Origin of the sequence: Waltera intestinalis (assembly GCF_009695995.1) — a bacterium.
GTDB classification, from domain to species: Bacteria; Bacillota; Clostridia; order Lachnospirales; family Lachnospiraceae; genus Acetatifactor; species Acetatifactor intestinalis.
The window spans coordinates 225,925-237,684 of the sequence record NZ_VUMU01000003.1 but is presented as its reverse complement, the minus strand read 5'-3'; the positions used below and the strand labels follow the sequence as shown (position 1 = coordinate 237,684).

At 49.4% G+C, this 11,760-nt stretch carries 11 protein-coding genes and 1 pseudogene; 5 read left to right on the top strand and 7 right to left on the bottom strand.

Features of this window, described 5'->3' with window-relative positions:
• Positions 1-83 precede the first annotated feature (83 nt).
• The 3 genes from FYJ59_RS04455 to FYJ59_RS04445 all read right to left on the bottom strand — a co-directional run bounded on the left by FYJ59_RS04455 (position 84) and on the right by FYJ59_RS04445 (position 3,103).
• The gene (locus tag FYJ59_RS04455; RefSeq protein ID WP_022153680.1) at positions 84-989 is read right to left on the bottom strand and encodes a dihydroorotate dehydrogenase; all 906 of its coding nucleotides are present in this window, start codon (positions 987-989) and stop codon (positions 84-86) included.
• On the bottom strand, positions 989-1,765 hold the full coding sequence (locus FYJ59_RS04450) for a dihydroorotate dehydrogenase electron transfer subunit (RefSeq protein WP_154495509.1): 777 nt from the start codon (positions 1,763-1,765) through the stop codon (positions 989-991). Before FYJ59_RS04450 ends, FYJ59_RS04455 begins: the two co-directional genes overlap by 1 nt.
• 72 nt (positions 1,766-1,837) lie before the next feature.
• Positions 1,838-3,103: a dihydroorotase gene (locus FYJ59_RS04445; protein WP_154495507.1), complete on the bottom strand. Its 1,266-nt coding sequence runs from the start codon at positions 3,101-3,103 to the stop codon at positions 1,838-1,840.
• Positions 3,104-3,222: 119 nt separating this feature from the next.
• Between FYJ59_RS04445 and FYJ59_RS04440 the strand changes: the two genes are divergently transcribed.
• Positions 3,223-3,849, top strand: a complete 627-nt coding sequence (locus FYJ59_RS04440; protein WP_154495505.1) for a methylated-DNA--[protein]-cysteine S-methyltransferase — start codon at positions 3,223-3,225, stop codon at positions 3,847-3,849.
• Positions 3,850-3,857: 8 nt separating this feature from the next.
• Here the strand turns inward: FYJ59_RS04440 and FYJ59_RS04435 are convergent.
• From FYJ59_RS04435 to FYJ59_RS04425, 3 genes and pseudogenes are all read right to left on the bottom strand, one after another.
• A pseudogene (locus FYJ59_RS04435) lies at positions 3,858-4,061 on the bottom strand (EamA family transporter); the annotation flags it as partial.
• 44 nt (positions 4,062-4,105) lie between these two features.
• Entirely contained in the window at positions 4,106-4,900 is a 795-nt protein-coding gene (locus tag FYJ59_RS04430) for a YoaK family protein (RefSeq protein WP_154495503.1), read from the bottom strand.
• 111 nt (positions 4,901-5,011) lie between these two features.
• A complete protein-coding gene (locus tag FYJ59_RS04425) occupies positions 5,012-5,443 on the bottom strand; it encodes a protease complex subunit PrcB family protein (protein WP_154495501.1) in 432 nt (143 codons plus the stop codon).
• A gap of 153 nt (positions 5,444-5,596) precedes the next feature.
• On the opposite strand from FYJ59_RS04425, the gene FYJ59_RS04420 reads away from it, so the two are divergent.
• The 4 genes from FYJ59_RS04420 to FYJ59_RS04405 all read left to right on the top strand — a co-directional run bounded on the left by FYJ59_RS04420 (position 5,597) and on the right by FYJ59_RS04405 (position 10,326).
• The gene (locus FYJ59_RS04420; protein ID WP_118552349.1) at positions 5,597-6,370 is read left to right on the top strand and encodes an AzlC family ABC transporter permease; all 774 of its coding nucleotides are present in this window, start codon (positions 5,597-5,599) and stop codon (positions 6,368-6,370) included.
• Positions 6,363-6,665, top strand: a complete 303-nt coding sequence (locus tag FYJ59_RS04415) for an AzlD domain-containing protein (RefSeq protein ID WP_148448920.1) — start codon at positions 6,363-6,365, stop codon at positions 6,663-6,665. Before FYJ59_RS04420 ends, FYJ59_RS04415 begins: the two co-directional genes overlap by 8 nt.
• Before the next feature lie 158 nt (positions 6,666-6,823).
• The gene (locus FYJ59_RS04410) at positions 6,824-8,872 is read left to right on the top strand and encodes a glycosyl hydrolase 53 family protein (protein WP_154495499.1); all 2,049 of its coding nucleotides are present in this window, start codon (positions 6,824-6,826) and stop codon (positions 8,870-8,872) included.
• 746 nt (positions 8,873-9,618) lie between these two features.
• The gene (locus FYJ59_RS04405; RefSeq protein WP_154495497.1) at positions 9,619-10,326 is read left to right on the top strand and encodes a hypothetical protein; all 708 of its coding nucleotides are present in this window, start codon (positions 9,619-9,621) and stop codon (positions 10,324-10,326) included.
• Positions 10,327-10,333: 7 nt separating this feature from the next.
• On the opposite strand, the gene FYJ59_RS04400 is transcribed toward FYJ59_RS04405, so the two are convergent.
• Entirely contained in the window at positions 10,334-11,722 is a 1,389-nt protein-coding gene (locus tag FYJ59_RS04400; RefSeq protein ID WP_154495495.1) for an MATE family efflux transporter, read from the bottom strand.
• Positions 11,723-11,760: the final 38 nt, after the last annotated feature.

Sequence of the window (11,760 nt, the reverse complement as noted above, 5' to 3'; positions counted from 1 at the left end):
AATAACAGACCTCCATATATACAGATATGTCTATATATATGAAGGTCTGTGCTGTTTTATACCGTATTCTGTTCTCTGTCCGTTTATTCCACCGCGCCGATGAGATCTGTCAGGTTCTCTACGTGATAGGTGCGCATGTAATCTTCAATGCCCTCCACGACTTTTACCGTCGTATAGGGATCCACGAAGTTCATGGCGCCCACACTGACTGCACTGGCTCCCGCCAGAATGAATTCGATGGCATCTTCCGCCGTAGCGATGCCGCCCATGCCGATGATGGGAATCTTGACTGCCTGTGCCACCTGGTATACCATACGAACCGCAATGGGTTTGATGGCAGGACCGCTCATGCCACCGGTCTTGTTGGCAATGGCGAACTTCCTGCGGTGAATGTCGATCTTCATGCCGGTGATGGTGTTGATCAGGGACAGTGCATCCGCACCTGCTGCCTCTGCCGCTTTCGCCATTTCCGTAATGTCTGTCACATTGGGGCTCAGCTTCATGATGATGGGCTGTTTTGCATGTTTTTTCAGTTCGGAAGTAATGTTATACAGGGCATCCGCTTTCTGTCCGAAGGCAATGGCTCCTTCCTTGACATTCGGGCAGGATACATTGATCTCCAGCATGCTGACTGCCGGCTCGTCTCCCAGACGTTCCACCACGTCCACGTAATCCTCCACGGACTTGCCGCAGACATTTACGATGATCTTCGTGTCATATTTTTTCAGGAAAGGAATGTCTCTCTCCATGAACACATCAATGCCGGGATTCTGTAATCCGATGGCATTGAGCATGCCACCGTACACCTCCGCCACACGGGGCGTCGGATTCCCGGGCCAGGGTACATTTGCCACACCCTTGGTCACCACCGCACCCAGGCGGTTCAGATCTACAAATTCTTCATATTCCATACCGGATCCAAAGGTCCCGGAAGCTGTCATGACGGGATTTTTAAAGGTCACTCCTGCGATCGTTGTCTGTGTATTCATCAGATCTCTACCTCCTCAGCATCAAATACGGGACCGTCGGTGCAGATTCTTGCATTATGCACATGCGAATGATGATCCACTTCCTTTGTCTTCACAACACAGCCCAGGCAGGCACCCACGCCGCAGGCCATATGCTCTTCCAGGGAGATGTATGCCTTGATCTTCTTTTCTTCCGCGTACTTTTTAATGGCACGAAGCATGGGCATCGGTCCGCAAGCGAAGATCACGTCTGCCTGCAGATGATTCTCCTCAATGGCGTTCATGACATTGCCCTTCGTACCGACACTGCCGTCTTCCGTAGCAATATATACGGTTCCGTTTTTCTCCAGGTCCTCTTTTAAGAACAGCTGGTCATCACGATAACCCACGATGATCTGCTGTTCTGCAGATGCCGGAAGCTCTCTGGCCAATTCCAGCATGGGAGGAATACCGATACCTCCACCCATGAGGAATACCTTTTTACCCTCCGCGGCCTCTGTGGGGAATCCGTTACCTAAGGTTCCCAGGATCTCTACGCTGTCTCCTTCCTGATAAGAAGAAAACTCCGCAGTACCCTGTCCTGCGATACGGTACACGATGCGCAGAGCATCTTTTTTGTCATTTACCTGGCAGATACTGATGGGACGGGGCAGCAGAGTGCTGCGGTCCTTAGGATAGACGCCGATGAACTGACCGGCTTTTGCGTATGCCGCCAGCTCCGTAGCGATCCACATATCAAAAATTCTGGGTGCGATCTCTTTCTGAGAAAGCACGGTTGCTGTGATTTTCTTTTTCATTTTGTTATCCTTTTCTATTCTATATATAAGTGACAAGCGTTATCTGCTTATATGCGCTCTCTAACGCGCACGCTATGCTTCGTATACCATTTTACCACCGCAGATGGTCTTCTTCACTTCACCTTTTAATTTCCATCCGGTAAAAGGAGTGTTCGTTGCCTTGGATACATACTGCTCCGGGATGAACTCTGCCGCAGTATCGATCAGGATCACATCCGCAGGGCCTCCCTCCGCCAGATATCCGGCATCGAGATGATACATGGCAGCCGGATTCGTACTCATGAGGCGAAGCAGCTGCTTCATGGTGAGATATCCTGCATCTACCAGTTCTGTAATGCCCAGTGCCAGAGAAGTCTCCAGTCCTGTGATACCACTGGGGGCTTCCGTGATGGGTTTTGCCTTCTCCTCTGCGGTATGGGGCGCATGATCCGTAGCGATCATATCGATGGTGCCATCCACCAGTCCTCTGATCACTGCCTGACGATCCTCTTCTTCTCTCAAAGGAGGATTCATCTTCGCCAGCGTGCCGTATTTGATCACGGCATCTTCTGTCAGGGTAAAATGATGTGGTGTGGCTTCCGCATGAATATTAGAACATCTCTTTTTCGCCTGACGCACCAGTTCTACCGCTTCCTTACTGCTGATGTGCTGGATATCGATGCAGGCTCCGGTCTCTTCCGCCAGCTTCAGATCCCGTTCTACCAGTGCGATCTCCGCCTCTCTGGAGGAACCGCCGATTCCGTAATATTCGCTGGCTTTTCCCCGGTTCACACCATTGTTCTCGATATATTTCGGGTCTTCTTCATGGAAACTGATGGGCATATCCAGCTCTGCGGAGATCTCCATGGCTCGTCGCACCAGTTCCGCATCCAGCAGGGGCACACCGTCATCCGTGAATCCCACAGCACCCGCCGCTGCCAGCTTCTTCATATCCGTCAGCTGTTTTCCCTGCATGCCCATGGTCACGTTAGCACAGGTAGTCACATGGATCCCCGTCTTCGCTCCCTTGTCCAGGATATACTTCAGGGTCTCCTCGCTGTCCACAGTGGGCTTCGTGTTCGCCATCAGCACTACGGTGGTCACACCACCCTTCGCCGCTGCCGCAGCTCCGGTGTTGATATCTTCCTTCGCTGTAAAACCGGGATCTCTGAAATGCACATGCACATCCACCAGTCCCGGAGCGACTAACAGCCCTTCCGCATTGATCCTTGTCACCTTACCCTTCGGTTCGATTTTTTCTGCGATCTTGACGATCTTGTCTCCATCGATCAGGATATCGAAGTTACCTTCTTTTCCTGACTTGGGATCGATCATATAACCATCCTGTATCAGTATCATATCGTCTCCGTTCCCGGGCTTTTGCAGCCCGTCTCCATGACCTGTTTCTCGAAAAAGTTTACCATGTTTTCATAGAAAAGAAAAGAGTGTTATAATAGAAAAAACGGAGGACCGAAGACATGAAAACACGAGAAGAAGCGCTGGAATACGGATTATCTTTTCCGGATACGTATACAGAAATGCCCTTCCACGATCCCAACTGGCAGCTGGTACGGGTGAAGGGCAGTAAAAAAGCATTTCTATGGACTTATGAAAAAGACGGTGTGCTGCATCTGAATGTGAAAACCGATCCTGCCTGGCGGGACTTCTGGCGCAGCACCTTTTCTTCCGTCATTCCCGCATACCATCAGAATAAAGAACACTGGAACACGATTATCTTAGACGGCTCGATTCCCGACCAAGATATCCGCCGGATGATTGCGGAGAGTTATGACCTGGTCACCGACAGTCCCACGAAACGGATCTATGAAGCAGTGAAACGGATTCCGAAGGGCTGTGTCGCCACCTATGGGCAGGTGGCTGCCATGGCGGGAGAGCCCAAAATGGCACGCGCCGTGGGAAATGCCCTGCATAAGAATCCCGATCCTGAACACATCCCCTGCTACCGCGTCGTCAATTCCAAGGGAGAGCTCTCCGGTGCCTTTGCCTTCGGCGGCGCCGATGAACAGGCCAACCGCTTGCGGGCAGATGGCATTGCGGTGATCAATAACCGGGTTGATCTGGTAAAATACGGGATGAAGCTTTAAGGCTTTAACTATGCCGTTTTATTTCCGGTATTTATTTTGACATTGACAATACAGATACCAATGCACACCAGAACCAAAGCGATCAGTGCATTCCATCCCGGTTCTGCGGAGCCCTCTCCCAGCCACCATGCGGATAAAAGCACCCCGAATACCGGGTTCGTAAATCCGAAGATAGCCACCTTGGAGACGGGATTGTATTTTAACAGGATGCCCAGGTTTTCTGTAGGATTTCTGTCTTTTTTCGCCAGTCTTTACGTTATTTTTTCTCGATCTGGGAACGGATGTCATCCTCCAGGATGTGTTCCACATCCCTGGCTTCTTTGCGGATGTTTTTCAGATTATCCCGGATCTCCTGTTCTTCTTCCATGATCTCGGGATGTTCCTCTTTTTCTTCCTTGATGAACATGCATAAAAAGCTGATCAGCAGAATCGTACAGGAAATCCAGATCGTTTTCGCTCCGATGTATCCGATCATATGTCCACCCAATGCCGCGCCGACAGCAAACAGGAAGATGATTCCGAAATAATAACCGGATTTTCGCAATATCTTTTTATCTTTCGTTTTTCCATAAGCACATAAGGCTTCCATACCACTGCGCAGGTTGCCGATACACATGGTACTGGCGAAAGCATAACCGTTCACCTTGCGGAACGCCTGTACCTGCATAGCGCAGGCGAAAGATACCATGGCATTGGCCAGCAGATCTATCGCATTCGGTAAAAAACCGACTGCAAACAACAAAAGTATTTCGGTCGCAAGTACCAGCTGTCTCCAGTGGATCTTCTGTGCCTTCTGGTATTTCATGCGGATGCATTCTGCCATTGCCACTCCCAATGCGAAGGACAGTAATGGAGAAAAATAGCGAAGTACCGCCTGCCAGTTCCTGTCTACCAGATTCTGTGCCAGCAGCACGATATTGCCGGTCTGTGCATTGGCAAACACTTTTCCCCGGTACATATAGGTATAAGCATCCTGCAGACCACCGGAGATTGACAGGATCCCGGCGATCAGAAAAGACTCTGACATCTGTCCATGTATTTTACGTTGCATAAAAATCCACCTCCCTACAGGCATCTCCTGATTACAGTATGGTTTTTTGCATTTTATCACATTTTCCAGTCCTTGTGTAGAATCTGGATGATACTTTTTTATATCTTCTGATCATTCGTAAATTACTGTTTTGTCCAAGAACTCTGTTTTTATCACAATGTAAGGCGTGGAGGGTTTCTCTGCGCCTTTCTTTTGCCCGGTGATCTCAGGGCCCAAAAGTGTGGTGCCGACATAGATGGCATCCTCCGTCAGATACAGTTCATCCACAGCAATACTGTACCCACCGGTCTTCTGCTGCCCATACCCGATACTGATATAGAGATTCTGATCATCACTGTAGGTCAGCTGAAAAGGTTCGGTACCTTTTTCGACAATCACCGTCTTCAACTCCTCCGGAATTTTTTCATCGCTGAGTACTGTAAAATCCAGATCCCGCAGCTTGATTTTTTTCTCCTGAAACAGACCGCATCCCGTTAACAACAGTACACACAGTACCGGAATCAGGATCACACCGTTTTTCCACCGTTTCCGTTTATTCTTCATACATTATCCACCACGGACATTTATTTATCCTATATTTATTCGGAAAATGCAGTGATATACGTTAATTTTGCTCCTTTTCTCCTGTTGGAATGTGCGTTATAATAGGACATGTGCGCCAAAAGACGCCTTACAGAAAGATGAGGTTTTACAACTATGAATGATAAATTCAGCAGAAAAATATTCTGCGATGGTATGCGGGACGGCTTCCCCATTGCTCTGGGATATTTCGCCGTATCCTTTTCTCTGGGAATCGCCGCAAGGCACGCCGGTTTCACCCCCATGCAGGGATTCCTGGCCAGCCTGTTAAACAATGCTTCCGCCGGAGAATATGCAGCATTTACCCTGGTAGCGGCACAGGCGACTTATCTGGAAGTGGCGATCATTACACTGATCGCCAATGCACGGTACCTGCTCATGAGCTGTGCCCTGGCACAGAAGTTCTCTCCCGGCACTCCCTTTTTTCACAGGCTGATCATCGCCTATGACGTCACCGACGAGCTGTTCGGTATCACGATCGCAAGACCGGGTATCCTGAATCCGTATTATACCTACGGTGCGATCCTGTTAGCCGCTCCTGCATGGGCCGGAGGAACCGCCTGCGGTATCATTGCCGGAAATGCATTGCCCCTGCGTGCTGTCAGCGCACTGAGCGTTGCTTTATACGGCATGTTTTTAGCCATCATTATTCCTCCTGCCCGGAAAAGCAAGATTGTGGCAGCGCTGGTGGCCATCAGCTTTGCCCTGAGCTTTGTCTGCAACTATCTTCCCGGCGTTTCTTCTCTGTCGGAAGGTACCAGGACTATTTTATTGACCGTGATCATCTCCGGTGCGGCAGCGATCCTGTTCCCGGTAAAACAGGATGCGGAGGAAGCTGCTCCCGTGAAAGCCAATGATTCTGTACAGAAAGGAGACAACGTAAATGAATAATTATATCTACATAGCCGTTATGGCAGCCGTCTCCTATACGATCCGTGTCTTACCTCTGACACTGATCCGGAAACCGATCAAGAATCAGTTCATTCAGTCCTTTTTGTACTATGTACCTTATGTGACACTGGCTGTCATGACCTTCCCGGCCATCATCCACGCTACCCAGACGCCTATTTCCGGACTGGTGGCACTCATTGCCGGAATCATCGCCGCATGGCTCGGTGCCGGACTGTTCCCGGTATCCGTGATCTGTTGCGTGCTGGTATTTGTAATCGAATTGTTTGTGAAATGAAATTAAAAAGTCTCTGAAATAGTTTTATTCATGATGCGCAACACTCTATTTATTTTGTTGCGCATTTTTTGTTACTTTTTTGCCTCTTATCTCTGATAATATGCTATAATATATGCGTGCAACCGATTGCGCAATTATGTTTTACGGGAGGATTACTTATGCATCATTTTACAAGACTTTCACACAAGCATCTGTTGGCTCTGTGTCTCAGCACCGTCCTGATCATGGGCAGTCTGTCCGGCTGCGGCAGTCAGGGCAGTGCAGCAACAGATACTATAGCAGAACCCGATGTTTCCGCTACTGTGGGCACCACAGATAACACTGCTTTTCCCCTGCCGGAGGGTCCGGAGGAGTCTACCATTTTTGTCGAGCCGGTGGACGGCATTTCCGATGACTTTTACCGTGGTATGGACGCTTCTGCCGTGCTGGCTCTGGAGAACAGCGGCGTGAAATATTATAATTTTGATGGGGAAGAACAGGATGTTTTTATGACACTGGCACAGGCCGGTGTGAACTATATCCGTCTCCGGGTCTGGAATGATCCCTATGACGAGAACGGCAACGGTTACGGCGGCGGCAATAATGACGTGGCGACCGCCATCGCTCTGGGACAACGTGCCACGAAATATGGCATGAAAGTCTGCATTGATTTTCATTATTCCGATTTCTGGGCCGACCCCAAGAAGCAGTTCGTTCCCAAGGCATGGGAAGGCATGGATATTGAAGAAAAGTCCGATGCTCTCTATAACTTCACTCTGGAAAGCCTGACACAGCTTCTGGATGCCGGTGTGGATGTGGGTATGGTACAGATCGGTAACGAGATCAATAACGGTATGTCCGGTGAGACCGATGTGGCAAATGTCAGAAAACTTCTGACCGCAGGCAGCAAGGCCGTCCGGGAAGCGGCAGCGAATTCCGGCAAAGAAATTCTCGTTGCTGTACATTACACGAATATTGATGATATGAAGAAACTGGATACACTGCTGACCGGATTACAGGTAAAAGAAATTGATTATGATATTGTGGGCCTCTCCTTCTATCCCTACTGGCACGGCACAATAGAAGATCTGAAAAATGCCATTATCCATATCCGGGATACTTATGGCAAGAAAGTATATGTCGCTGAAAATGCTTATTGCTATACCGCAGAAGACGGCGATGGCTCCGCCAACAGTGTGGAAGGAACCGATGATCTGGCAGAAGGTTATTCCGCCAGCGTACAGGGACAGGCCAATGAAGTGCGGGATGTCTGTGCGGCAGCCAGTGAGTCCGGTGCCGAAGGTATCTTCTACTGGGAAGGCACCTGGATCCCGGTCGGTCCCGCAGATGCTGACAATTCCGACCTTTGGGAAAAATACGGCAGCGGCTGGGCCAGCAGCTATGCATCCGGTTATGATCCGAAGGATGCCGGTCAGTACTACGGCGGATGTTCCTGGGACAATCAGGCAATGTTTGACTTCACCGGGCATCCCCTGGCCTCTCTGAATGTATTCAAATATCTGAAATACGGTGCTACCGCTCCCCTGGCTGTGGATAGTATTCCCGCGGTTACGGTAGCATGCAATATCGGTACGGATCCTGAATTGCCCGATACGGTAAGTGTTATTTATAATGATCGGTCCGAAGCACAGGTTCCGGTCATCTGGAATACCGACGATGTTGCTGCGATCGATACGGAAAACGGCGGCAATTTTACAGTGTCGGGTACACTGGAGGACGGTACGGAAGTCACCGCTACTGTCACGGTAGAACGCATCAATTATGTGCAGAACCCAAGCTTTGAGGATGCCGATTCTTCCATGTGGACGGTCAACTCTTCCGGAGAGACGGATCCTACCGATTATCAGGTGAAGGCTGCAGATGCCCACAGCGGCGAGGTTGCTTTCCATTTTTGGTCCGGAAGTGCGGATATGGATTTCTCCATCGAGCAGAGCTTCACGGATCTGGAACCCGGCACTTATGAATTATCCGCGTTCTCCCAGGGCGGTGATCTGTCCGATGATGCTTCCATGGAATTGTATGCGCTGGTAGACGGCAGGGAGTTAACTGCTCCCTTCAGGCTTACTACTTATGCGGACTGGCAGAATCCCGTCATTCCTGAGATCAAGGTAACTGACGGATCCCTGACCATCGGTGTGAGATACAAATGCAATAAAAACAGCTGGGGAACACTGGATGATGTGACACTGTACAAAATTGCAGAGTAAATTGAGAGTTAATTAAGAAATGCTATCGAATCCCCGTAGCCCGCATTGGGGCTACGGGTTTCCTCTAAAAAAGCCTTAAACTAATGAAAATGGTGGAAATTGAATAGAAAAAAGTTCTATAGAAGAAGCAATTCCTCTGTTCTAGATCTTTTCTGCAATTATGGAGGAAATTATTTGCTCACAAAACATTAATTCCACTATTTTCTGTTATTCAATGGATTTTAGCGGAATCAGTAAACAGAACCCCCACGGCGGATGGAATGTCCTTCCGAAGATGTTTGTCGGGAGGTGGTGATATTTTCTCGAAAAGTGTTGAAAAACAGGGTGGAGCGAACAGGACGTTCGCGACAGGCGGATGTTGCCATGGATGGCAACTGGAGCCGTGCCCGTACGGATTAGAACCGCTACTCACTTTTCGTTAGAAAATTCCCACCGGGAGACCTCGCATCGAGGAAGGACATTCCGTTCGCCGTGGGCGTTCGTCCGGTTTACGACAGCCCTACGTTACGAGCCATGCACTCAATTCATAAATGTGTCGCAAAGGACGCTCCACATTTATTTCATTGACGGCTGTCGCCGTATAAAAATAGAACGAAATAACCTCTTGTGTGAGCAAGCTCCCACCGAGGTATTCCGTTCTATTTTTGCATGGCTCGTAACTTTCAATCCTCTGAAACTTTCCCTCCCGGAAGTCGTTCTATAGTATAGATCATGTTACTTATTCACGACTTTGGGAGGGTATTTATATGAAGAAAAATATTTTGCTGTTATCGCTTTGCACTTTACTTGTGCTGTCGTTCACCGGCTGCGGAGCTTCCGGAGATTCACAGAATCCCACAGAAGCCACAGGCCCGATCGCTCCGATGATTGCAGAATCTCTCGCTCCGATGGAGTGCCCGGAATCCGGGGCTGAGGATGATCTGGCGATAGCCATAGGGAGTGAAGCTCTCTGCGACCTGGGATCGGTGCGGTTCTCCCTGTCTCTTCCGGAGACCTGGGACTATGAAATCCGCAACGTAACTACCAGTGAGATGACTACCGATGCCATCGTCTTCTGGAACATCGCATATCCGGAGGATACCTTTACTCTGGTCTATGCTCCCGTACCGGGGATCTGCGGTACCGGTGTCACCAGTGAGAAGATTACTCTGCCAGACAGCGGCCTCAATGGCTGGAAACACACCGAGATCTACCGGACCGAGCAAAAGTACTGGATTTACATTACCCTGTCCGATCCCGACATCCCTTTGCAGGGAAATACCCTGCAGCTGGAATCCACACTTCCGTTAGCAGACTGGTATACTCTGGAATCGGATTTCAACCGTATCTTTGAGACCATCCGGCTCCAATACACAGATTTTGGAACTCCTGGGACGCAGGATGCTCTGCTCTCACCAGCGGAAACACCCTCATTTCCCGAAATGCCATGCCTTTCTTCCACATCTGTTCCGTGATTCCGCTCTATACAATCTGTACTACCCACACATTACTCTTCACCATGTAGTAGCCGATGATGACCTTGATCATCTCCGTACCCTGCACCAGGAAATAGATGCTTACGATCCCCAGCCCGGTAAAGTGTGCCAGCAGATAAGCCGCAGGTACCACGATCACCCAGGTAAATACGGAATCAAACAAAAACGTTACCACCGTCTTGCCGCCGGAACGCAGGGTAAAATAGGAGGCATGGCTGAATGCACAGAACGGCATGATGATCGCGGAGACTGCGATGAACTGCGTAGCCAGTCCCTTGATCTCTTCCGAAGTATTATAAATACCGGGGAAAAATCCTCCCACCACGAACATCAATGCTGCCATGATCACACAACAGAAGACACTGAATACGATCATCTTATTGTCCGCATCCTTCGCCTCTTTCAGCTTACCGGCGCCCAGATACTGTCCTACCACAATGCTGATACAGGAGCCTAACTGCAGATATACAATATTGAACAGATTCGTAATGGTGGATGCGATATTCAGTCCCGCCACCACATCCAGTCCTCTGACGGAATAACACTGGGTCACGGTGGTCATACCCGCTGCCCACATTACTTCATTCATCATCAGGGGGAAGCCCTTGACGAGAATTGCTTTCAGTTCCGCAAAAGGAATACCGAAGCCGGTATAGGCTCCTTCCAGATAGCGGTTCTTCGCCCTGTGCATGTGTGCCCAGCTGATCACGATCAATGCCTCAATGTAACGGGCGATCACCGTAGCCAGGGCCGCTCCCTGCACACCCATCTTGGGAAAAGGTCCAATGCCGAAGATCATCAGATAATCTAACAGTGCGTTGGTTCCCACCGCTACGAAGCTGGCTAACATGGGAATAAAAGTCTGCCCGGTCTCTTTGATATTCGTAGCATAAGACTGGTTCACCGCAAAAGGGATCATGCCTACCATCATGATCGCCAGATACTCCTGACCGTATTTCAATGCCACATCCGTAGCTCCGTTCCCCACCGTATCCGTCAGATACAGGGAGATCAGTGCGGAACCTTTGGTCAAAAACAATAATATCGCTCCTCCGGTCACCAGCAGGGTCGCATATAATTTAAAACGGAACGAATACATATGTCCCTTATGATTGCCCTTGCCAAAATACTGGGCACCGAAGATGCTGGCTGCGGATACGGCTCCGAAGATCGCCAGATTGTATACAAAGATCAGCTGGTTCACGATAGCGACACCGGACATCTGCTCCGTTCCCAGCTGTCCTACCATAATATTATCTAAAAAGCTTACCAGATTGGTAATGGCGTTCTGCAGGATCATGGGAATTGCAAGCAGCAGATATCTGCGGTAGAACTCCCAGTTTCCGATATATTTTTTCTTGAATTTAGTTAACATACTATCCCTCAATTCTTTCACTGTCTGTGCCTTGCGGT

Bases quoted from the DNA above. Each gene is read 5' to 3' on its own strand.
- FYJ59_RS04430 (WP_154495503.1), bottom strand. From the start codon at position 4,900: ATGCAACGTAAAATACATGGACAGATGTCAGAGTCTTTTCTGATCGCC.
- FYJ59_RS04455 (WP_022153680.1), bottom strand. From the start codon at position 989: ATGAATACACAGACAACGATCGCAGGAGTGACCTTTAAAAATCCCGTC.
- FYJ59_RS04450 (WP_154495509.1), bottom strand. From the start codon at position 1,765: ATGAAAAAGAAAATCACAGCAACCGTGCTTTCTCAGAAAGAGATCGCA.
- FYJ59_RS04425 (WP_154495501.1), bottom strand. From the start codon at position 5,443: ATGAAGAATAAACGGAAACGGTGGAAAAACGGTGTGATCCTGATTCCG.
- FYJ59_RS04405 (WP_154495497.1), top strand. From the start codon at position 9,619: ATGAAGAAAAATATTTTGCTGTTATCGCTTTGCACTTTACTTGTGCTG.
- FYJ59_RS04420 (WP_118552349.1), top strand. From the start codon at position 5,597: ATGAATGATAAATTCAGCAGAAAAATATTCTGCGATGGTATGCGGGAC.
- FYJ59_RS04415 (WP_148448920.1), top strand. From the start codon at position 6,363: ATGAATAATTATATCTACATAGCCGTTATGGCAGCCGTCTCCTATACG.
- FYJ59_RS04400 (WP_154495495.1), bottom strand. From the start codon at position 11,722: ATGTTAACTAAATTCAAGAAAAAATATATCGGAAACTGGGAGTTCTAC.
- FYJ59_RS04440 (WP_154495505.1), top strand. From the start codon at position 3,223: ATGAAAACACGAGAAGAAGCGCTGGAATACGGATTATCTTTTCCGGAT.
- FYJ59_RS04445 (WP_154495507.1), bottom strand. From the start codon at position 3,103: ATGATACTGATACAGGATGGTTATATGATCGATCCCAAGTCAGGAAAA.
- FYJ59_RS04410 (WP_154495499.1), top strand. From the start codon at position 6,824: ATGCATCATTTTACAAGACTTTCACACAAGCATCTGTTGGCTCTGTGT.